Below are 21,697 nucleotides of genomic sequence, written 5' to 3'. Positions count from 1 at the left end.
GCTAGCATTGGCGAACTCTCTACTTGACCACATCGAGCATGTTCGGTTTCCGCAAGAAGAAGTCCGAAGACTCCACGGCCGCCCCGCCGGAGACGGCGAACGCCGAGCCGGAAAAGCCTGCCCGCGGGGGCTGGTTCCAGCGCCTGCGCCAGGGCCTGGCCAAGACCGGGCAGGCCCTGGGCGGCGATCTGGGGTCGCTGTTCCGGCGCAAGATCGACGACGAACTGTTCGAGGAGCTGGAAGAACGCCTGCTCCTCGCGGACGTGGGCCTGGATGCGACCCAGCGGATCATGGATCGTATCACCCGCGAGGTAAAACGCGGCCAGCTGGATGATGCCGAGGCGCTGATGGACGCCCTCGAGGCGGCCATGATCGAGATCCTCGAGCCGGTCTCGCAGCCGCTGGAGATCCCGGAGGCCGAACGCCCGTTCTCGATCCTCGTGGTCGGCATCAACGGCGCCGGCAAGACCACCACCATCGGCAAGCTGGCGCACCACCTCCAGGCCAACGGCCGCTCGGTGCTGCTGGCGGCCGGCGACACCTTCCGCGCCGCGGCGGTGGAACAGCTGCAGACCTGGGGCGAGCGCAACAACGCCCCGGTGATCGCCCAGGGCACCGGGGCCGATTCCGCATCGGTGGTCTACGACGGGCTGCAGGCGGCGCAGGCGCGCGGCATCGATGTGATGATCGCGGACACCGCCGGGCGCCTGCATACCCAGACCAACCTGATGGACGAGGTGCGCAAGGCAAAGCGCGTGATGGGGCGACTGGACGAACACGCCCCGGACGAGGTCCTGCTGGTGGTGGATGGCGGAACCGGGCAGAACGCGCTGAATCAGGCGCGCCAGTTTCACGAGGCACTGGGCCTGACCGGGATCGTGGTGACCAAGCTGGACGGGACCGCCAAGGGCGGCGTGCTGTTCGCGCTGGCCGAACAGCTGGGGGTGCCGGTGCGCTTCATCGGGGTCGGGGAGAAGGCCGAGGACCTGCAGGTCTTCGATGCGCACGCCTTCGTCCGCGCCCTGCTCGGCCGCGACAGCGACTGACCCGCTCCGGATGATCCAGCTGCAACGCGTCACCAAGCGGTTCGGCAGCGCGGCAGAGGCGCTCAGCAATGTCAGCCTGCGCGTGGATGCGGGCGCGATGGCCTTCATCACCGGGCCCTCCGGTGCCGGCAAGAGCACGCTGCTGCGACTGATCGCCGGGCTCGAGCGGCCCACCCGCGGCCGCATCCGCGTCAACGGCCACGACCTCGACCGCCTCTCCAGCCGCGCCATCCCCGGCTTTCGCCGCAGTATCGGACTGGTGTTCCAGGATCACCGCCTGCTGTTCGACCGTCCGGTGTTCGACAACGTCGCCCTGCCGCTGGAGATCCTCGCCTATCGCCGCCCGGAGATGCGCAAGCGCGTACGCGCGGCCCTCGACAAGGTCGGTCTGCTGCACAAGGAGGCGGTGAACCCGCGCACCCTGTCCGCGGGGGAACAGCAGCGGGTCGGGATTGCCCGGGCCATCGTCCACCGCCCGGTCCTGCTGCTGGCGGACGAGCCCACCGGGAACCTTGACCCGGCGCTGTCGCGCGAGATCCTGCAGCTGTTCGACGACTTCAACCGGGTCGGCATGACCGCGTTGATCGCCAGCCACGACCTGGGGCTGGTGGAACGCATGGGCAAGCCGGTCCTGCACCTGGAGGACGGCCGCATCGAGGCGCGCGGCGCCGCGGAGTCCGCGACGTGAAACCCGGACGCCGCCTCCTGGACACCGTCCCGGCCTGGCTGGAGGCGCACCGGGATGCCGCCCGGCGCAGCCTCCAGCGCCGCCTGCAGGCACCCGTCCTGAGCCTGATCAGCATCGCCGTGCTGGGGTTCATCCTCGCCCTGCCCGCCTACCTCTGGGTCCTGCTGGACAATGCGCGCGCATTGTCCGCCCACGTCGACCACGAGCCGCGCATCGCCCTCTATCTCGATGCCGTGGAGCCGGACACGGTGGCGGCGCTCGAACGCCACCTGGAGACCGATGCGCGGATCGAGCGCTGGACCTGGATCGACGCCGACGAGGCCCTGGCACGCTACCGCGAGGGCCTGAGCGACCCGGGCCTGCTGGACTGGCTGGATGACAACCCCCTGCCGGATGTCGTGGACGTGCTCCCGGCCACCGCCGAGCCGGAAACCGTCGCGGCCCTGCGCCAGGCGCTCGCCGACACGGCACCGGGCGCCACAGTGGTCAGCGACGACGAGTGGGTCCGGCAACTCAACAGCCTGCATCAGCTGGGGCTGCGCATCCTGGCGGTCGTCGGGGCGCTACTGGGTCTGGGGGCCCTCCTGATCCTCGCGCTGGCCACCGCCTCCGAACTGCGCGAACGCCGCGAGGAGATCGCCATCTCGCGCATCAGCGGGGCCACCCACCGCTTCCTGCGGCGGCCGTCGCTGTACGGTGGTCTGATCACCGGGCTGGGGGGCGGGGTCTTCGCCGGCCTCCTGCTGCTGGTCGGGATCGGCCTCAGCCGGGCACCCCTGGAACAGGCGGCCGCGGCATTCGACCTTCCGTTCCAGCTCGCGCTCCCCGGAGGCAGCCATCTGCTCACCCTGCTGCTGGCCGGGCTGCTCCTGGGCTGGCTGGGGGCCCGACTGGGCAGCGGTCATGCGCTGCGGGATGCCCCATAGGGTGCGCCCATTGGCAGAAAGTGGCCGGAACTTTTACAGGGTTTAGCACTCTCACTATCAGACTGCTAATCTAGAGCCATAGAATCGGGAGGAATCACCACGCATGACCCAGGCCCTGACCACCCCGCGCGTCGACATGCCCGTACCGGTGGGCGACCTCGATCACTACATGCAGGCCGTCGGCCGCATCGAGGTGCTGGACGCCGAACAGGAACGCGAACTGGCCGTGGCGCTGCACGAGCGCCAGGATCTGGATGCCGCGCGCCAGCTGATCCTGCACAACCTGCGCTTCGTGATCCACGTCGCGCGCGGCTACCAGGGCTACGGCCTGCCGCTGGGTGACCTGATCCAGGAAGGCAACGTGGGCCTGATGAAGGCCGTGCGCCGCTTCGACCCCAACCAGGGCGTGCGCCTGGTGTCCTTTGCCGTGCACTGGATCCGCGCCGAGATCCACGAGTTCATCCTGCGCAACTGGCGCATCGTGAAGGTGGCGACGACCAAGGCGCAGCGCAAGCTGTTCTTCAACCTGCGCAGCGCCAAGCAGCGCCTCGGCTGGCTGTCGAACGCCGAGGTCTCCGCCGTCGCGCAGGATCTGGGCGTGTCGGAGAAGGACGTCTGGGAGATGGAGCGCCGCCTGTCGAGCCAGGACGCGAGCTTCGACCCGGGCCCCGAGGCGGACGACGAACAAGGCTACCAGGCCCCGTCCGAACGCCTGAGCCTGGAGGACCTGAGCGACGACCCGGCGCACGTCACCGAAGACGAAGACTGGGACCGTCACTACCAGGAGCGACTGAGCCAGACCCTGGGCGAACTCGACGAGCGCGCCCGCGACATCCTGATGCGCCGCTACATGGCGGACCAGAAGGCGACGCTGCACGAACTGGCTGCGGAATATGCCGTCTCGGCGGAGCGCATCCGCCAGATCGAGAACAACGCAATCAAGCGCATCCGCGCCGCCTTCGACGACTGACCCGGGCCTGCGGCCCGGCGATCCCGGCCCCGAACGCAGAAAGGCCCCGGCACAAGCCGGGGCCTTTTTGGTTGCCGAACGGGCGACATGGCCCCGCCGGCCCGTTCCGCGCCGGATCAGCCGAACAGGATCACCGAGAAGAAGCTGATCCAGGACCAGATGATCAGGGCTGCCGTAAAGGTCAGCGGGAAGTTCTCAAAGGTAAACCAGTCGCGCATCTCGCAATCCTCGGAATTTTCCAACCAGAATAGGCGAAGGGTAAGCGGCACCGCGACGCGGCGCAAGTTCGACCGACGTCAGCGCTCGGACTTTTGGCCCGGACGGCCCTCGCGGTCCCGCCCGGGCGGGTCGTCTCCCGAACGGGTGGGGATCCGCGGGTCGTCGTCATCCATCAGGATGCGGTGCGCCGGGCCCTGGAGATCGTCGTACTGGCCGGAACGGATCGCCCAGAAGAGCACCAACCCCACGACCAGGGCAAACAGCATCGCCAGCGGAATCAGGAGGTACAGGATGGTCATGGCCCCAGTGTACCCAGCCAGACCAGCCGCTTAAACCAGTACCTACACCGGCGGCCGCGGCGGCGCCACGGGCTCGGCAGGGCGAATGGGGCTGCGCTCCGCGGTCTCCCGCGCCGGTCGCAGCCGCAGCGCGTTGCCCACCACCAGCAGCGAACTGAGGGACATGCCCAGTGCCGCCAGCCAGGGGGTCAGCAGGCCGGCGGCCGCCACTGGCAGCGCCACCACGTTGTAGCCGATTGCCCAGGCAATGTTCTGACGGATCACGCGCCGGGTGTGGCGCGCCTGATCCAGGGCCTGCGGCAAGTGGTCCAGGCGATCCGACAGCAGGACCAGGTCGGCCTGGGTCTGGGCCAGCTGGGTGCCGCCGCCCATCGCCATCGACACGTCGGCGCCGGCCAGCACCGGGGCATCGTTGATGCCCTCGCCGGCCATCAGCACCACCCGGCCCTCGGCCTGGCGCGCCCGCACGTACGCGAGCTTGTCCTCCGGCGTCAGCCCCCCCTCGGCCTCGGCGATGTCCATCTGCGCGGCAAACGCCTTGGCGGCCTCGGGGCGGTCTCCGGTCAGCAGGACCACCCGCAGGCCGCGCGCCCGCAGGTCACCGAGCACATCCCGCACCTCCGGACGCGGGGTGTCGGCCAGCCAGAACAGCGCGACGGGCTGATCATCGACGACCAGCCAGACCGGCGTGGCCAGCGGATAGTCCGCGGGTGCGGCCGGACTCGGTGCGTCGACGCCGGAGGGCAGCATGGAGGCTCCGCCAATCGACACCCGGCGCCCCTCGATGCGGCCCTCGAGGCCCCGGCCCGGCAGGTTCCGGACCCCGGTGGCGTGGATGCGGGAGGCCCCCGCCGACCCGGCCAGGGCCCGGGCCAGGGGGTGTTCGGAATGGGACTCCAGCGCCGCCGCCCACGCCAGCCAGTCGTCGCCCTCGGGGGCGGGCTGCAGGTCCTCGCGGGCGACCAGGCGCGGCATGCCGGCGGTCAGGGTACCGGTCTTGTCGAGGCAGACCATGTCGACCCGCGGCAAGGCCTCCAGGGCACTGCCGCGGGTCACCAGCAGACCCATGCGCGAGAGTGCGCCGGTGGTGGCCGTCAGCGCGACCGGGGTCGCCAGCGCCAGGGCGCAGGGACAGGTCGCGACCAGCATCGCGACCATCACCCAGAGGGCGCGGGCCGGGTCGATCCAGGCGTACCAGACCAGGCCAGCCAGCGCCGTAAGTACCAGCACCGCGCCCACGAACCAGCCGGTTCCGGCCTCGGCGATGCGCGCCATACGGGGCTTCTCGGTCTGCGCGCGGTCGAGCAGGCGCTGGATCGCGGCCAGGGTGGTCTCCGCGCCGACGCGCTGGACCTCGACGGACAGAGGGCCGTCGACGTTGACGGTGCCCCCGGTCACGGCATCGCCGGGGCGCGCCGGGTGGGGCTCCGGCTCGCCGGTCAGCAGGGCGCGGTTGACCGTGGATTCGCCCGCGCGCACGACACCGTCGGTCGGGATGGTCTCGCCGGGGCGGACCCGCACCCGGTCGCCGGGGGCCAGTTCGCCGACCGGGACCGCCTCGATCTGCCCGTCGGGGCCCTCGCGGTTGGCAATCGCCGGCACCAGTCGATCGAGGCGGTCGATGGCATGGCTGGCGCGCTGGCGCGCGATCAGCTCCAGGTAGCGACTGGTCAGCAGGAAGAACACAAACATGACCACGGATTCGAAGTAGACGTGTTCACCGGTGCCGAGGATCACCGCGTAGAGGCTGGCGAGGTAGGTGACGATGATCGCCAGGCTCACCGGTACGTCCATGCCGAGCTGGCGATGGCGCAGGTCGCGCCAGGCGCTCTGGTAGAACGGGATCGCGGAGTAGAGGACCACCGGTGTGGTGAGCGCGGCGGCGACCCAGCGCATGAACTGCAGCAGGTCCTCGTGCTCGGTGTCCTCGGCGCCCAGCCAGAGGGCCACGGCCAGCATCATCACCTGCATCATGCCAAGAGCGGCCACGGCGATCCGGCGGAGGGCCAGCCCGCGTTCGCGGGCGATGGCCTGCTCGCGGGTGCCGGGGTCGTAGGGGTGGGCGTGATAGCCGATGTCGCGGATCGCCTTGAGGATATCCGACAGGGCGATCCGTTCGGGGTCCCAGACGACCTGGGCGCGATGGGTGGAATAGTTGACGCGAAAGCTCTCCACACCCGGGAGGGTCTGGACATGGTGCTCGTTGAGCCAGACACAGGCCGCGCAGGTGATGCCTTCCAGCATCAGGGCCGCTTCGCGGCGCTCGCCGGCCGCACCCGCCGGCGTGACGAACTGCTGCTGCACGCCGGGATGATCGAACAGTTCCAGCTCGCGCAGCTCGTCCGGGATCAGGGGACTGCCGCTTTCCGCCGGCGGGGCATCGCGGTGATGGTAATAGGCCCCCAGGCCGCGCTCGATAATCGCCCCGGCCACGGCCTGGCAGCCGGGGCAGCAGGTAGGCTCTTCCCGCCCCTCGAAGGTGACGGGATAGTACGCGCCCGCGGGCACAGCGAGCCCGCAGTGGAAACACCGGGTCGGGGCCGCGGACGCTGCCGGGGCCTGCGAGTCGGACGCGAGCGCCACGGCGGGAGCGCGGGGGGTCAGCCGGACTGGGCGCTGCGCACGCGGGTCCGGGCCTGCTGTTCCAGGAGCTGGTCATCGCGCTGGACCTGGAAGCGCAGATCCCAGCGCCCCGGGGCCGGCAGTGCGACCTCGACCTGGTACAGGCCTTCGCCCATGTGCTGCATCTCGAAGCCCTGGTCGCGGCGCTCGTCGGCGAGCCACATGAAGATGCCGCGGATGCTGGCGTCGTTGATCGGGACGCCATCGGCATCCCGGACCTCTACCTGGAGCGTGGCGGCCTCGCCCTCGGTGGGGCGCTCGACCCAGCCCTGACGAACCTGCCAGCCCTTCTCGCGCTGGGCCTGGAGCTCCGAGACGCGATGGACGGCGAGCGCCTGCTTGCGGCTCTCCATGCCGGCCACGGTGCCCGGGAATGCCGAGGTTACCTGCTCCGCCCGGTTCTCGGGCTCCGGCAGGATGGAACCGATAAACTGCTGCGGCATCCCGTTATGGGCCAGCGTGATCAGGACGGCCTGGACGGACGCGACGATCGTGAAAAACCCCACGAGAACCAGCGGAGCCCAGTGCAGCCGGCCAATCTTGGCCTTGCCGCCACTCTCGGCCTCCGCCTCTTTCTGCGTGAAGACGATCCCCAGCCCGTAGGGCACGATGATGTACAGCGCGAGATGGATGGCGAAGACATCCGCGCCCTGCCAGGTCAGGATCGAGTAGGGAATGAACACAAACAGCATGAGGGCGACGACCACCGCCGATGTGCTGTAGGCCTTGAGCCGCGTGAAGCGGTAGATCAGCGCGAACAGGATGGCCAGGGCCGCGGTACCGACGCCGAGGGTAATGACGAGATTGCTCATGATGTCTTCTTCGTTTCCTGCGTGATCGCAAGCTAGGGGCTCGCGGGGTGCCGCGCGATTTCCGGCAGCACGATTACTGTTTCTCGCCCGGGCGCAGTGCGCAACGGAACACCGTTAGCGATGACTGAACTGGGACGTCACTTCGAGCGGTTCAATATGACCCTCGCGATCCGTAATCACAAAACGGAACGGCTGCGGCGAGGGGGCGCCCTCGGGCACGTCGTGGCGCACGCGCGCGACCACGGTGAGTCGCTCCCCGGGCTCCAGGCGGATCCGCTCCACCTGCCCGAGGTCGAGCTCCGCGCCGTCGAGCCCGGCGAGTCCGATCTGGAAGTCCAGCTCCCGGTCCGCGGTATTGTTCAGGCGAATCTCGTAGCCGTTCTGGATGCGCCCGTCGGACATCTGCACATACAGCGGCTGGCGCACCTGGTTCACGTTGGCGTCCACGGGCGGGCGACCCACGATGCTGGCAACCAGTGCAACGATAACGACCAGCACGGCCGCCCCATAACCCAGCGTCTTGCCCCTCAGGAACCGAGTCTTGCCGCCCTCCTGCTCGCGCTCCGAGGTATAGGCGATCAGCCCGCGTGGCCAGCCCTGCTTGTCCATGATCGTGTCGCAGGCATCGATGCACAGCGCACAGTGAATGCACTGGTACTGCAGCCCATCGCGGATATCAATGCCGGTCGGGCACACCTGCACGCAGTAGCCGCAGTCAATGCAGTCCCCGACGCCGGCGGCCTGGCGCTGCTCGCGGGTCTTCAGACCGGCCTGGACCTTGGCGCGGCCGGCGGTGCCCTCGCCGCGTGATTCGTCGTACGACACGATCATGGTGTCGCGGTCGAACATCACGCTCTGGAAACGCGCGTAGGGGCACATGAACGTGCAGACCTGCTCGCGGGCCAGCCCGGCAAACGTGTAGGTGGTGGCGGTCAGGATCCCCGCGGTCACATAGGCGGCGTAGACCGCCTGGCCGGTGAAGAAGTCGGCCACGATGGAAGGCGCATCGCCCCAGTACAGGACGAACCCGAGCCCGGTGGCGAAAGCCACCAGCAGCCAGGACGCATGGGTGAGACCATATTTCGCCAGCTTTTCGGCGTTCCAGGGCTGTTTGGCGAGCCGGAGGCGCGCGGGCCGCTCCCCCTGAATTTTGCGCTCCAGCCACATGAAGACATCGGTCCACAGGGTCTGGAAGCAGAAGTAGCCGCAGAACACGCGCCCGGCCACACCGGTCACAAAAAACAGCAGCAATGCGGCGAGGACCAGAAAGCCTGCCAGCCAGAAGATATCCTGCGGATAGACAACCAGGTCGAAGATATGGAACTGGCGCCCGGGGATGTCGAACAGCACTGCCTGATCCGGCCCGTATTCACGTTCCCAGCGGATCCACGGCAGACCGAAGAATACCCCGTAGGCCAGGAGGAGAATTCCGGTCTTCAGGTTGCGAAACCGCCCCTTGACCGACCGCGGGTGGATCGGGATTCGCGCCTCGTACAGCGGCTGGGACTGGGACATCGGATCCTCCCGGAGCGTATCCGGCAGTGCGGCCCGGCGGCAATACGCGGGCCGCGGCAACAGTTCAAAACAAAAAGGGGCACCCTCGGGCGTCAATCCACCCGGCGGGCACCCCTGTCAACGCGTGCATCCTGGCAGGCCTCCGCACCCCCGGGGCTCGCCAGGTCGACGGAGCCGGCCTATTGCCCCCCGCCCAGGGAATGCACGTAGGCAGTCAGCATCTTGATCTCCGCATCCGACAGTCGATCACCGAATGCCGGCATCTCACGCTGGATACCATCGCGAATGAAATTGGCGACCAGGCGCTGACGCTCGCTATCGCTTTCCGCGCCGCGCACGTCGACCAGACCCCACAGATCGTTGGTCAGGTTGGGCGCGCCCTGCGAGGTCAGCCCCTGGGCGTCCATGCCGTGGCACTGGAAGCAGCCACCGTCGGTCCCGGTAAAGATCCGGGCGCCGGCATCGGCGTCGTCCTGATCCACGCTGTAGTCGTTCAGCGACAGCACGTAGGCGGCGACCTGATTCAGCTGGTCGCTGCTCAGGGTGTCGCGGTACCCGGGCATGTAGCCCAGGCGGCCCTGGTGCAGGGTTTCCTCGATCTGTTCGACCGTTCCGCCCCACTTCCAGTGGTCATTGCGCAGGTTCGGGTACTGCCCGACCACGCCCGCGCCACCGACCTGGTGACACGCCGCACACCAGGTACCGAAGGAGCCCTGGGCGTACGCGTTGACGAAGCTCATGCTTTCAGCGTCCTGCAGGATCGTTTCGTAATCCTGGGCGGCCACCTGTTCCAGCATCTCGCGCTGGCGCACCGCGTAGGTGCCGGTCTGCATGTCCTTCGCGAGCAACGCACGGGTGTTCCAGTGCATGGTGCGCTCTTCGCCGCCCTGCTCGAAGGTGATGGTGTTGAAGCCCTTGGTGAAGCTGTCGCCAATCGGCCAGGCCGGGTAGATCAGCCAGTACACCAGCGCGAACACGATCGTGGCGTAGAAGCCCCACAGCCACCAACGCGGGAGCGGATTGTTGTATTCCTGAAGGTTGCCGTCCCAGACGTGCCCAGTGGTCTCGACCTGGTTCGGGTCCTTATCACGGTTGTCCTGTGTGCTCATTGCTCGTCACTCTTGGTTTTGTCACGCCGGGCCACGGGCTCCCGATGTGAATCATCGTCGTCCAGAGGAATGTAGCGATACGTCTCGAACTTCCGGGCACGCCGACGATTGGAAAACAGGAAGATCACGACCCCGATAAAGGTGCTCATGAAGAGGATGAGGGCAACGATCTTGCTGTTGCCCATATCCGTGATCCATTCCCAAAGTCCCGTCATCGTGGCGCCCGTCCTCCCTTACCGGAATTCGGCAAAGTGCCCGTCGTCGTATTCGCTGAAGTCGACCATGGTCCCGAGGACCTGGAGATAGGCCACGAGGGCATCCATCTCGGTGATCGTCCCGGGGTTGCCGTCGAAGTTCTCGGCCTGCGCCTGCGCCACCAGATTGTCCTCGGCGTCGCGGATGTCGAACATCCGGGCGTGTTGCTCCCCGAACTTCTCGACGTTGGCCTGGTATTCCTCGTCGGTGAGCGAGTACGGCACGCCCACGCGCTTCAGCGCGATCATGCGACGATCGATATCGGAGTAATCGAGCGGCGTGGTCGCCAGCCAGGGGTAGCCCGGCATGATCGACTCCGGCACCAGCGACTGCGGGTCGATCAGATGCTGGACCTGCCACTCGTTGGAGTACTTGCCCCCCACGCGCGCCAGGTCCGGACCGGTGCGCTTCGAGCCCCACTGGAACGGATGGTCGTACTGCGATTCGGCCGCCAGCGAGTAGTGACCGTAGCGCAGCATCTCGTCACGGAACGGACGCACCATCTGCGAGTGGCAGGTGTAGCAGCCCTCGCGGACGTAGATGTCACGCCCGCGCTGTTCCAGAGGCGTATACGGACGCACGCCGTCCACTTCCTCGATCGTGTCGTCGATGTAGAACAGCGGCACGATCTCGACCAGGCCGCCGACGCTGATCACCGCCAGGGTGAGGATGATCAGCAGGCCGGCATTGGTTTCAACGCTTTCATGCTTCATGGATCTAGTCTCTCCCTAATCAGGCCGTGCGGGCTTCGGCGGACGCGGCCTGGGCCTCGCGGGCCTCGGCCTTGATGCCCGAGCGAACGGTCATCGCGATGTTGAACGCCATGATCAGCATGCCGGCCAGGAAGAACCCGCCACCAATGGCACGCACCACGTACGGCTTGTGCAGGAACACCACCGACTCGGTGAAGGTGTAGGCCAGGTTCCCGTACTGGTCAAAGGCGCGCAGCATCAGGCCCTGACCGATACCGGCCACCCACATCGCGGTGATGTACAGCACGATCCCGATGGTCGCCAGGAAGAAGTGCACATACACCAGCTTCAGGCTGTACAGGTTGACGTTCCACAGCCGCGGGATCAGGTGATACAGCGAGCCGAAGGAGATCATCGCCACCCAGCCGAGGGCGCCGGAGTGCACGTGGCCCACGGTCCAGTCGGTGTAGTGCGACAGCGCGTTCACGCTCTTCAGGGACATCATCGGACCCTCGAAGGTCGACATGCCGTAGAACGCCAGCGCGGTGATCAGGAACAGCATGATCGGGTCGGTGCGCAGCTTATCCCAGGCGCCCGACAGGGTCATGATGCCGTTGATCATGCCGCCCCAGGAGGGCAGCAGCAGCAGGATAGAGAAGGTCGCCGCCAGGGTGGAGACCCAGTCCGGCAGCGCGGTCCAGTGCAGGTGGTGCGCACCCACCCACATGTACAGGAAGACCAGCGCCCAGAAATGGATGATGGACAGCTTGTACGAGTAGATCGGGCGACCGGCCTGCTTCGGCACGAAGTAGTACATCATCCCGAGGAACGCGGCCGTCAGGAAGAAGCCCACCGCGTTATGGCCGTACCACCATTGGGTCATCGCATCCTGCACCCCGGAGAAGATGGAGTAGGAATGCGGGTGGAACAGGCCGACCGGGACCTGGATGTTGTTGAAGATGTGCAGCAACGCGGTGGCCAGGATAAAGGCCATGAAGAACCAGTTCGCCACGTAGATATGCGGCTGGTTCCGACGCAGCAGGGTCATCAGGTAGATCATGAAGTAGGCGACCCAGACCACCAGGATGATGATGTCGATCTGCCAGTTGAACTCGGCGTATTCGCGGCCCTGGGTGATCCCCATCATGTAGGTGATCACGCCGAGGACCAGCGCCAGGTTCCACCCGTAGAAGGTGAAGCTCGCCATGGAGTCACTCCACAGCCGGGTCTGACAGGTCCGCTGCACCACGTAGTAGGACGTGGCGAACAGCGCGTTACCCCCGAAACCGAAGATCACGGCCGTGGTGTGGACCGGACGGAAGCGCCCGAAGGTGATCTGCGCGATATCGAAGTTCAGGAACGGGAACGCCAGCTGCGAGGCGATCCAGACACCGGCGGCCATCCCGAACACGCCCCAGAGGACGGCGGCAATGGCAAACCGCTTGATAATCGCGTAGTTGTACTGCTCGGAAGTCGCGACTGACGCTGCGGGTGCGGCACCCGCCGTAGTGGCTGCTTGTGACATGACTTTTCCACCTTGCTGCGGGGAACACGGATGTCCCGATGGTTCGGGGGCGTGAACTCTACCCCATTCCGGGCCCACAAAAAACCAATACCGCCTGTGTCACTCGGATATTGAGCGGGACGGGCGGAACTTTTCCTGTCCAAGAGAATACATCTTCCGGTGGATCGCCCGCGAGGGACGCGGGCGGCATTTTCGTTGATCCAGATCAACGAACCGGCTGAACCGGGATCACGCGCCCGTCTGGCCGCGACGGGGGCGGCGCATCCGGCACCCAGGCATGACCGTAGACCACCTCCCAGGTCGCGGGCAGGCGACCCTCGACGCCGAAGTCGCGGGCATAGGCCTCGGCGACGGCCACCAGACGCCGTGGGCCGAACAGACCCGACGAACGCCCCGCCAGGGCGTTGCGCACCCCGACCCCGCGCAGGTCGCGGATCAGGCCGGTCAGATCCGGGTAGGTCAGGGTCAGGGCCTCCTGGTCCATCACCGGATCGGCAAAGCCGGATCGCACCAGGGCATCGCCGATGTCGTGCATGTCCATGAAGGCGTTGACATGTGCCCCGGCGCCGCCATCCACAGCCGCGAAGGCGGCGCGCAACTCGCGCAAAGTGTCCGGGCCAAAGGTGGTAAACAGCCACAGCCCGCCCGGGCGCAGGATACGCCGCACCTCGGCGAAGGCCTGGTCGAGGTCGCTGCACCACTGCAGGGCCGAGCTGGAAACCGCCAGATCAAAGGACCGCTCGGCCAGCGGCAGGGCCTCAAGGTCACCGCAGACCACCTGCGGCCGCCGCAGCCAGCGCCCGCGCCGCCGCGCCCGCGCAACCATCTCCGGGGCGAAGTCCACGCCGGCCAGGCGCGCCCCGCGGTAGCGGCGGCTCAGGTGATCCAGGGCCTCGCCGATGCCGCAACCCAGATCGACGATGCGTTCCGGCTCCATCCGGATCCAGTCCAGACGCTCCAGCATCCGCTCCTGCACCTCGCGCTGCAGGACCGCATGCTCCTCGTAGGTGGCAGCGGCCCGTGCAAAGGCCTCGCGCACCCGCGCCTTGTCGAGATCGAAGCTGTCGGGTCGGGTCATGCGGACTCCCCTGCACTGCAGTGATCCAGAAACTCGGAAACAAATCCGGCCAGCCGCTGCGGCCGCGCCCACCAGTCCGCATGACCGCCCGCCCCGCGACCGGTCCGGCCATCGGGGCGCAAGCTCGTCAGTCCCGCCTCCACCGCGGCCGGCACCAGCGCGTCCTCCGGCTCCAGCCAGCACGCCACCGGCGCCTGCACCCCGGCCCAGGCGGTACGCAGGTCGGCACCCTGCAGCAGATCCAGACCCGCCGCCAGTCCATCCGGAGAGGCGGGGGCCTCCCGCATCCGATCCGCCAGTGCGCGCGCGAGCGAGGCCGCATCGGGACTGCCACGAGCACAGAGCATCGCCAGACGCCGATTGAGTCGGCGGCGGTCGCCTCCGAGGGCGGCGCGGAAGTCCTCCAGCTCGTCCAGCGGCAGGGCGGCCGGCCAGTCATCATTACGGATGAAGCGTGGCGTTGCCCCAATCAGTACAAGCCCCTGCGGGCCCGTCCACTGGCGCGCCGCCGCGAGCGCCACCAGGCCGCCCAGGGACCAGCCAGCCCAGACCGGGCACTCGACGTCAGCCGGCAGCGCGGCGATCAGGGCCGCGGCGGCGCCCTCCGCATCCGCCAGCCGCCAGCCGTCGCCCGCGGCCCCATGACCGGGCAGATCCGGCGCCAGTACCCGCGTGCCGGCCGGCAGCTTGGCCCGCAGGGGCGCCCAGACCGCGCCGGAAAAGCCCCAGCCGTGCAACAGCACCAGCGTCGGGTCATGGACCGGACGGGTCACACCCCCCATCTCAGCGCGCTGAACGCCGGCCACCGGCTTGCGTATCATGTGCGCTCGCAATCTCTTGCCCATCCGCGCAGACAGGCTCACCGCTCATGGCTATTACAATCGGCATCATCATCGCGTATCTGCTGGGATCGCTTTCCACGGCCATTCTGGTCAGCAAGCTGCTGCGTCTGCCGGACCCGCGCACCACCGGGTCGAAGAACCCCGGCGCCACGAATGTCCTGCGCTCGGGCGGCAAGAAGGCGGCCATCATCACGCTCATCGGGGATGTCGGCAAGGGCTGGCTGCCGGTGTTCGTCGCGCTCCAGCTGGAGCTCTTCCCCGGCTGGGCGATCGGCCTGATCGGCCTGGCCGCCTTCCTCGGTCACGTGTTCCCCGTGTACTACCGCCTTCAGGGCGGCAAGGGTGTGGCCACCGCACTTGGCGTGATCCTCGCGATCAGCCCGGCGGCCGGCGGACTGGTGCTGCTCACCTGGCTCGTGGTCGCCGCGATCTGGCGATATTCGTCGCTGGCGGCCCTGGTCGCGGCCGGCATGGCGCCGGTGTACACGATCCTGCTGGGCATGGATCACTGGATCAGCGCCGCGGTCGCGCTGATGAGCGTAATCCTGTTCATCCGCCACGACAGCAATATCCGCCGTCTGATGCGCGGTGAGGAATCTCGGATCGGCCAGAAGAACAAGGCCCCGGCCCCCGGAGACTGACGGCCCACCGAGCACGGGCCGGGCAGGGCTTCAGCCCGGTCCAGCCGGAACCGGCGCCTCCAGTTCGGCCAGGGGCCAGCGGGCCCGCGCGGCGACAACCGGGGCCCCGGCATCCCCTACGCCACCGGCCTGCAGCCGCCGCAGCCCGGCCAGCGCGATCATCGCCCCGTTGTCGGTGCAGAACTCCGGGCGCGGAAAATACACCGGCACCCCCTGGCGTTGCGCCATGGCCTGCAGCCCCGCGCGCAGCGTGGTGTTGGCGGCCACGCCACCGGCCACCACCAGCGCCGGGGCCCCGGTCTGCTCCAGACCGCGCCGGGTCTTTTCGACCAGAGTGTCGGTCACGGCCTCCTCGAAGGCGCGGGCGACATCCTCCGGGCGGTAACTTTGCTTCTTCAGCGCGGTCAGGACGGCGGTCTTCAGGCCGGAGAAGCTCATGTCCAGCCCCGGGCGATCCAGCATGGGGCGCGGCAGCCGCAGGGCATCCGGCTCGCCCTGTTCCGCCAGGCGCGCCAGCGCCGGGCCACCCGGATACCCCAGCCCCAGCAGCTTGGCGGTCTTGTCGAAGGCCTCGCCGGCGGCATCGTCGATGCTCTCGCCGATCAGGTCGTAGTCGCCCAGGGCCCGGGCATGGATCAGCTGGGTATGCCCCCCGGAGACCTGCAGCACCAGGAACGGGAAGTCGAGCCCGGTATCCTCCAGAAACGGCGCCAGCAGGTGGCCCTCCAGGTGATGCACCGCCAGCGCCGGGATACCCCAGCCCCAGGCCAGGGAGCGGGCCACCGAGGCACCGGTCAGCAGCGCCCCCAGCAGTCCCGGCCCGCCGGTGTAGGCCACCGCATCCAGGTCCGGCCCGTCCACGCCCGCCTCCTCCAGCACCGCGCGCACCAGCGGCAGGAGCCGCCGGATGTGGTCGCGCGAGGCCAGTTCCGGCACCACGCCGCCGTAGATTGCGTGCAGATCCGTCTGGCTGTACAGCCGGTGCGCGAGCAGGCCACGGTCGCTGTCGATCAGCGCCACGCCCGTCTCGTCACAGGAGGTTTCGATACCCAGTACCTTCATGGCGCCAGCATGCCGGGTTTCGTCGATGGCACCAAGCATCCCCGGAACGACCGCGCCATTGCGCCAGGACCGGGGTTCACAGGCGCCCCCGGCGATCCGGGATACCCTCCAGCGGCAGATGCGCGCAGCCGCGACCGAGAGCGATGACCTGGAAGCGCTCGCCCATCTCGCCCGGCAGGGTCAGCATGCGCACGGCCTGCGCCGCCTGCATGGTCAGGCGGGCATCCTCGCCGCTACCGACGCGGGCCTCGAAACGCTGCGGCAGCCCCGCCCCCAGGAGGAATTCGCCCTGCCCGGCGTAGGCCAGCACATCGAGGCCCGCGGCATCCGCCGCCTCGGCCACAGCGGTGAAGTCGACACTGGCGGTCAGGTCCATCAGCCCCGGATAGGCCAGAGGATCCTGGATCATCTGCTGTCGGTAGTAGCCGACCAGGGTCCCCTGGTGCCGTTCCGGGGCGTAGTAGGCCGCCTGCGGAAAGCCGTAATCCACGATCACGGCCACCCCCTGCTCCAGCCCCTCGGCGAGCGCGCGCACCCACGCCGCCTGCGCCGGCCGCCACTCGGACAGGTAGCCCTCGGGCCAGGGGCCATAGTCGGCCGCCAGCCGCGTCACGGGTTCGGCCAGGGCCGACGGGGCCTCGCGTTCGGCCAGGGTCAGCGCCCCGTCCGCCTCGGTAGTGACGCCGACCTGCCACACGCGCCCCTCACGCCAGCGGAACAGCTCCACCGGCAGGGCATCCAGCACCTCGTTGGCCAGCACCACCCCACGCAAGGGGGCCTCGGGGAGGGCATCGAGCCAGGCCACACGCGCGTATTCCGCCGGCTCCAGCTGGGCCTGCAGGTGGGCCTGCTGCCGGGCGCGCAGGTCCGGGCTCACCTCGATGATCCAGTACCGCTCCCAGGCCACCCCGAGCTCGCGCAGGGTGGTGATCACGTCCCCCGCCAGACGGCCACTGCCGGCACCGAATTCCAGCAGCGTGCCGGCGCCGTCGAGGTCATCGCGCAGCACCGGGGCCAGCCAGGTCGCCAGGGTCTCGCCGAACAGCGGCGAGAGCTCCGGCGCGGTGACGAAGTCCCCGCCCTCGCCCAGCTTGTGGGCCCCGTTCACGTAATAGCCCAGGCCCGGCGCATACAGGGCCGCCTGCATGTAATCGACGAACGGAAGGAACCCCTGGCCCGCCGCAATACTCTGTTGCAGGTGAGTGCGCATACGCGCGGCGATCTCCCGGGCGACCGGATCGTCGGCGGTGTTTGTGCTAGGTTTCGGCGGCAACATGGCGACGCATGGTACCAACCCGGGGATGGACGTGGCGCAGGCACCCACCGACAATTTGAGCAGGACACCCGACCCGGCGGGCGTGGTGCTGATCACCGGGGCCGCACGGCGCGTCGGCGCCACCATTGCCCGGCACCTGCACGCGGCCGGGTTGCGGGTGCTGATCCATTACCGCGGCTCGCGTGACGAGGCCGACGCGCTGGCCGCCGATCTGGACACGGCGCGCCCCGACAGCGCCCGCACCCTGCAGGCCGACCTGCTCGACCCCCAGGCCATCGAAGGCCTCGCCCGCGACGCCGAGGCGGCCTGGGGGCGGCTGGACTTTCTCGTCAACAACGCCTCGACGTTCTATCCAACCCCCGTTGGCGAGATCCGCGAATCCGCCTGGGACGACCTGATCGGTTCCAACCTGAAGGCGCCGACCTTCCTCACCCAGGCGTGCAACCCGGCGCTGCAGCGGGCGCAGGGCGCGGTCGTCAACATCGTGGATATCCACGCGCTGCGCCCGCTGAAGGGCTACCCGGTGTATTCGGCGGCCAAGGCCGGGCTCTGGGCCCTGACCCAGGCCTTTGCCCGCGAACTGGGGCCCGGCGTGCGGGTCAATGGGGTTGCGCCCGGCGCGATCCTGGCGCCGGAGGATGCGCAGAATACCGGCACCCACGAGGCCATGATCGAGCGCACTGCCCTCAAGCGCGAGGGCAGCCCGGAGGATATCGCCCGTACCGTGCGGTTCCTGCTGCTGGATGCGCCCTACATTACCGGCCAGGTTATCCCGGTGGATGGCGGCCGCTCCGCGTCGCAGTAGCCGTACCCGGGGTCAGCCGCGCTACACTGGCCAGAACCAAGAACACGCGTCAGGAGACCACCCGATGATCGATTCCAAACGCTTCGACGACCTGGCTCGCCGGATCACCGAAAGCCTCCCGGAGTCCGTGCGCCACATGCAGGAAGACGTGCAGCGCCAGGTCCGCTCATCGCTGCAAAGCGGCTTCGAGCGCATGGACCTGGTCACCCGCGAGGACTTCGACATTCAGGTCGCCCTGCTGGAGCGCACCCGCGAACGCCTCGCCGAACTGGAGGCTCGCGTAGCCGCGCTGGAGGGGCGGCCGGACGACACCCCGGGGCAGTAGCCACCACTGAAACCACCCGCCGGGGACGGACCCCCGGCGGCCGAACGGAGGGGCACGGATGCCCGTCACCATTGCCTACGCCCGCGCCATCGACGGCATTCATGCCCCGCTGGTGATCATCGAGACCCATCTGGCCAATGGACTCCCGGCCTTCCAGATCGTCGGCCTGCCGGAGGCCGCGGTGCGCGAGAGCCGTGATCGCGTGCGCGCGGCGATCCAGACCAGCGGCTTCGAATTCCCGCGGCGGCGCATCACCGTCAACTTGGCCCCCGCAGACCTCCCCAAGGACGGTGGCCGCTTCGACCTCGGCATCGCCCTGGGCATCCTCGCCGCCAGCCAGCAGATCCCGGCCGAAGCCCTGGCGGCACACGAATTCCTCGGCGAACTGGGGCTGGACGGCCAGTTGCGGCCGGTGGGCGGCACACTGGCGGCCGGACTCGCCGCCGCGGATGCCGACCGCGCCCTGGTGGTCAACCCGGAGGACGGCGCCGAGGCGGCACTGGCGAGCCGCGCGCGAGTTCTCACCGGGTCACACCTGACCGCGGTATGCGCGGCGCTGGCCGGGCGCGACGCCCTGGCACCCGCCCGGCCGCCCGACCCGAACTCGCCGAGCCATCCGGATCTCGCGGACGTTCGCGGCCAGCACCAGGCACGGCGCGCCCTGGAGATCGCCGCGGCCGGCGGGCACCACCTGCTGATGGTCGGCCCGCCCGGGAGCGGCAAATCGATGCTGGCGGCGCGCATCCCCGGCATCCTGCCGCCGATGGACGAGGCCGAGGCGCTGGAGACGGCCGCCATCCACAGCCTGCGCGGCAGTTCCCACCTGCGGGGTGACTGGCGGGCGCGGCCGTTCCGCTCGCCCCATCACACCGCGTCGGGCGTAGCCCTGGTGGGCGGCGGCAGCACCCCGCGCCCCGGGGAGATCTCGCTGGCGCACCAGGGCGTGCTGTTCCTGGACGAACTGACGGAGTTCGACCGCTCGGTGCTGGACGTGCTGCGCGAGCCGCTGGAGACCGGCGTAATCCACATCTCGCGTGCCGCGCGCCAGGCCGAGTTCCCGGCCCGCTTCCAGCTGGTGGGCGCGATGAACCCCTGCCCGCAGGGTTTCGACTGCGACCTGGCCGAACGCTGCGAATGCACCCCGGAGCAGCGGGCCCGGCACCGCAAGCGCCTGTCCGCCCCCCTGCTGGACCGGATCGACCTCGCCATCGAGGTGCCCCGGATCCCGCCGGCCGACCTGGCCGGCGCGACCGAGCCCACCGAGACGTCCGCTGCGGTCGCGACGCGCGTGACCCGGGCGCGGAACCGGCAGCAGGCGCGCCAGGAGGGACTCAACAGCACTCTGCATGGCGCGGGACTCGACCAACACGCCGCCCTTGCGGCCGCCGACCGCGAGCTACTGGACAAGGCGGCCGAGCGCTTCCGTCTCTCGGCACGGGCCTATCACCGCATCCTGCGCGTGGCGCGCAGCATCGCCGATCTGGAGGGCGCGGAAGCGATTGCCACCCGACATCTCACCGAGGCGCTGAGCTACCGCGCCCTGGACCACTGGCGTACCCAATAAACGGGGAAGCGTCGGCCCGCAAAGAAAAGGCCCCGCACGGTTTACCGGGCGGGGCCTTTGTACGCGGCAACGGCGCGACGATCAGTCTTCGAAGGTCGCCACGTAGACGGCCAGATCGGCGATATCCTGATCCGACAGGTTCGCGGCATTCGGCGCCATCAGGGCCGTCTGGTCACCGACGGTCTCGCCGGCGCGGTAGCGCACCAGCTTGTCAGCGATGTACTCGGCATCCCGGCCGGCCAACGCCGGGAAGACCGGGGTGCCCTGACCCTGCGCACCATGGCAGGCCACGCAGGTGTTGTAACGCGACTGACCGCGCTCAACATCACCCTCGTCGACCGCAATAGCGGCCACGGCTTCGGCCTCTTCCTCGGCGGCCGCTTCGCCCGTGTCGGTGGTGGCCACCGGCTCCTCGCCTTCAGCGGCGGCGTCGTCCGCGGCGGTGTCGCCGTTTCCGTTGGAACTGCCCTCGTAGCCGTGATCAACGCCTGCCTGATCGAGCATGTAGGCCACGACTTCATTCATCTGCTCGTCGGTCAGGCTGGAATCGCCACCGCGGGCCGGCATCGCGCCGATGCCGTTGATCGAGTTCTCGAACAGGGTCTCCAGACCCTTGTCGTTCAGACGGTTAGTCCACTCGTCCGTGTCATCCTTGAGCGGGGCACCGGAGGCGCCCGAGTCATGGCAGGCGGCGCAGACGTTGGCGTAGATGTCGCCCGGGCTGAGGTCCGCGGCTTCCTCGGCGGTATCCACCTCACCGGAGACCACCCGGCCGATCGGCGCGATGCGCTCGGCAATACGCTCCTCGCTCACGGCCTCCGCCTGGGAACCCATCATGCCCCCAATCCAGCTCGCAAGCTGCGACACCAGAAACAGGACTGTCGCCAGCAGGGCCAGGGACGAGATAAACAGCAACACCTTGTTCCCGGTGTCCATCTTGATCGGTTGATTTCCCACTTCTCTCCCTCCGAGATCCTGGCCATGCATGGCCTTGTGGTGTGCTCTTTCGAAAGCGCTCGCGCGGTACGCGCAAATCGGGCGCAGAGTATAGGGCATCATGCCAGGCGCGACCACAAACCCAGCGGCGCGGTCAAATATGGCTGGACGCACCCGCGGCCCCGCCCTTATCATTGCAGCCCTTGCGCCCGTAGCTCAGCTGGATAGAGCGCTGCCCTCCGGAGGCAGAGGTCAGAGGTTCGAATCCTCTCGGGCGCGCCATTACTTAGAAAGGGGCCCTCGTGGCCCCTTTCTAAGTAATGGGGTGTCTGAGGGCCCGATTCGAACCTCCGTTCGAATCGAGGCCCGCAACGCGGGCCGACATCGCGGTGCAGCCACCGGCTGCACCGGTCCGAAGGACCGAGCCGCCAAAGGCGGCGAAGCCATCCTCTCGGGCGCGAAGCACGAACACCCCGGAACCCGGCCCCAT

21 protein-coding genes and 1 tRNA gene are annotated in these 21,697 nt (G+C 68.5%); 9 read left to right on the top strand and 13 right to left on the bottom strand.

The window, feature by feature from the left end:
• Positions 1-38: 38 nt before the first annotated feature.
• The 4 genes from ftsY (at position 39) to rpoH (ending at position 3,630) form a co-directional block, all read left to right on the top strand.
• The gene (ftsY, locus tag F793_RS0106560; RefSeq protein WP_018881725.1) at positions 39-1,046 is read left to right on the top strand and encodes a signal recognition particle-docking protein FtsY; all 1,008 of its coding nucleotides are present in this window, start codon (positions 39-41) and stop codon (positions 1,044-1,046) included.
• Between the two features lie 10 nt (positions 1,047-1,056).
• On the top strand, positions 1,057-1,734 hold the full coding sequence (gene ftsE, locus F793_RS0106555; protein ID WP_018867762.1) for a cell division ATP-binding protein FtsE: 678 nt from the start codon (positions 1,057-1,059) through the stop codon (positions 1,732-1,734).
• The gene (locus F793_RS0106550; RefSeq protein ID WP_018867761.1) at positions 1,731-2,660 is read left to right on the top strand and encodes an ABC transporter permease; all 930 of its coding nucleotides are present in this window, start codon (positions 1,731-1,733) and stop codon (positions 2,658-2,660) included. Before ftsE ends, F793_RS0106550 begins: the two co-directional genes overlap by 4 nt.
• A 103-nt stretch (positions 2,661-2,763) precedes the next feature.
• Positions 2,764-3,630, top strand: coding sequence for an RNA polymerase sigma factor RpoH (gene rpoH, locus F793_RS0106545; RefSeq protein WP_018867760.1), 867 nt, complete (start codon positions 2,764-2,766; stop codon positions 3,628-3,630).
• A gap of 296 nt (positions 3,631-3,926) precedes the next feature.
• Here the strand turns inward: rpoH and ccoS are convergent, their stop codons facing one another.
• From ccoS to F793_RS0106490, 10 genes are all read right to left on the bottom strand, one after another.
• Positions 3,927-4,148 carry a cbb3-type cytochrome oxidase assembly protein CcoS gene (ccoS, locus tag F793_RS0106535; RefSeq protein WP_018867758.1) on the bottom strand — a complete coding sequence of 74 codons (222 nt, stop codon included), beginning with the start codon at positions 4,146-4,148 and terminating at the stop codon, positions 3,927-3,929.
• Between the two features lie 42 nt (positions 4,149-4,190).
• Entirely contained in the window at positions 4,191-6,731 is a 2,541-nt protein-coding gene (locus F793_RS0106530) for a heavy metal translocating P-type ATPase (RefSeq protein WP_038036954.1), read from the bottom strand.
• A 17-nt stretch (positions 6,732-6,748) separates the two neighbouring features.
• Positions 6,749-7,582 carry a FixH family protein gene (locus F793_RS0106525; RefSeq protein ID WP_018867756.1) on the bottom strand — a complete coding sequence of 278 codons (834 nt, stop codon included), beginning with the start codon at positions 7,580-7,582 and terminating at the stop codon, positions 6,749-6,751.
• 114 nt (positions 7,583-7,696) lie between these two features.
• Positions 7,697-9,097 (bottom strand): cytochrome c oxidase accessory protein CcoG, encoded by a 1,401-nt coding sequence (gene ccoG / locus F793_RS0106520; protein WP_018867755.1) that lies wholly within the window; start codon positions 9,095-9,097, stop codon positions 7,697-7,699.
• Between the two features lie 179 nt (positions 9,098-9,276).
• The gene (gene ccoP, locus F793_RS0106515) at positions 9,277-10,206 is read right to left on the bottom strand and encodes a cytochrome-c oxidase, cbb3-type subunit III (RefSeq protein WP_018867754.1); all 930 of its coding nucleotides are present in this window, start codon (positions 10,204-10,206) and stop codon (positions 9,277-9,279) included.
• The gene (locus F793_RS0106510) at positions 10,203-10,421 is read right to left on the bottom strand and encodes a cbb3-type cytochrome c oxidase subunit 3 (RefSeq protein ID WP_026279315.1); all 219 of its coding nucleotides are present in this window, start codon (positions 10,419-10,421) and stop codon (positions 10,203-10,205) included. The genes ccoP and F793_RS0106510 overlap by 4 nt, the downstream gene beginning before the upstream one ends.
• A gap of 18 nt (positions 10,422-10,439) precedes the next feature.
• Positions 10,440-11,174: a cytochrome-c oxidase, cbb3-type subunit II gene (gene ccoO / locus F793_RS0106505; protein WP_018877206.1), complete on the bottom strand. Its 735-nt coding sequence runs from the start codon at positions 11,172-11,174 to the stop codon at positions 10,440-10,442.
• Between the two features lie 19 nt (positions 11,175-11,193).
• On the bottom strand, positions 11,194-12,678 hold the full coding sequence (gene ccoN / locus F793_RS0106500) for a cytochrome-c oxidase, cbb3-type subunit I (RefSeq protein WP_028485053.1): 1,485 nt from the start codon (positions 12,676-12,678) through the stop codon (positions 11,194-11,196).
• A 205-nt stretch (positions 12,679-12,883) separates the two neighbouring features.
• Positions 12,884-13,756, bottom strand: coding sequence for a malonyl-ACP O-methyltransferase BioC (bioC, locus tag F793_RS0106495; protein WP_018880896.1), 873 nt, complete (start codon positions 13,754-13,756; stop codon positions 12,884-12,886).
• Entirely contained in the window at positions 13,753-14,577 is an 825-nt protein-coding gene (locus F793_RS0106490) for an alpha/beta fold hydrolase (protein ID WP_026280817.1), read from the bottom strand. Before F793_RS0106490 ends, bioC begins: the two co-directional genes overlap by 4 nt.
• A 47-nt stretch (positions 14,578-14,624) precedes the next feature.
• Between F793_RS0106490 and plsY the strand changes: the two genes are divergently transcribed.
• On the top strand, positions 14,625-15,239 hold the full coding sequence (gene plsY / locus F793_RS0106485; protein ID WP_018875941.1) for a glycerol-3-phosphate 1-O-acyltransferase PlsY: 615 nt from the start codon (positions 14,625-14,627) through the stop codon (positions 15,237-15,239).
• Positions 15,240-15,269: 30 nt separating this feature from the next.
• Here the strand turns inward: plsY and tsaD are convergent, their stop codons facing one another.
• Positions 15,270-16,301 carry a tRNA (adenosine(37)-N6)-threonylcarbamoyltransferase complex transferase subunit TsaD gene (gene tsaD / locus F793_RS0106480; RefSeq protein ID WP_026280265.1) on the bottom strand — a complete coding sequence of 344 codons (1,032 nt, stop codon included), beginning with the start codon at positions 16,299-16,301 and terminating at the stop codon, positions 15,270-15,272.
• 76 nt (positions 16,302-16,377) lie between these two features.
• Positions 16,378-17,511 (bottom strand): class I SAM-dependent methyltransferase, encoded by a 1,134-nt coding sequence (locus F793_RS0106475; protein WP_018881729.1) that lies wholly within the window; start codon positions 17,509-17,511, stop codon positions 16,378-16,380.
• A gap of 148 nt (positions 17,512-17,659) precedes the next feature.
• On the opposite strand from F793_RS0106475, the gene F793_RS0106470 reads away from it, so the two are divergent.
• From F793_RS0106470 to F793_RS0106460, 3 genes are all read left to right on the top strand, one after another.
• Complete coding sequence (locus F793_RS0106470; protein ID WP_026280818.1) at positions 17,660-18,382, top strand: pteridine reductase; 723 nt, start codon at positions 17,660-17,662, stop codon at positions 18,380-18,382.
• 64 nt (positions 18,383-18,446) lie between these two features.
• Positions 18,447-18,707 (top strand): accessory factor UbiK family protein, encoded by a 261-nt coding sequence (locus F793_RS0106465; protein WP_018867744.1) that lies wholly within the window; start codon positions 18,447-18,449, stop codon positions 18,705-18,707.
• A 58-nt stretch (positions 18,708-18,765) separates the two neighbouring features.
• Complete coding sequence (locus F793_RS0106460) at positions 18,766-20,271, top strand: YifB family Mg chelatase-like AAA ATPase (protein ID WP_018881731.1); 1,506 nt, start codon at positions 18,766-18,768, stop codon at positions 20,269-20,271.
• An 81-nt stretch (positions 20,272-20,352) separates the two neighbouring features.
• Here the strand turns inward: F793_RS0106460 and F793_RS0106455 are convergent, their stop codons facing one another.
• Positions 20,353-21,228, bottom strand: a complete 876-nt coding sequence (locus F793_RS0106455; RefSeq protein WP_018879332.1) for a c-type cytochrome — start codon at positions 21,226-21,228, stop codon at positions 20,353-20,355.
• Between the two features lie 184 nt (positions 21,229-21,412).
• Here F793_RS0106455 and F793_RS0106450 point away from each other — a divergent pair.
• Positions 21,413-21,489: transfer RNA gene (locus F793_RS0106450), tRNA-Arg, on the top strand.
• Positions 21,490-21,697: the final 208 nt, after the last annotated feature.

The organism is Thioalkalivibrio sp. ALE22 (genome assembly GCF_000381445.1).
Taxonomy (GTDB): domain Bacteria; phylum Pseudomonadota; class Gammaproteobacteria; order Ectothiorhodospirales; family Ectothiorhodospiraceae; genus Thioalkalivibrio.
Note: the sequence above shows the minus strand (reverse complement) of the source record. Positions and strands in the feature narration are given on the sequence as shown.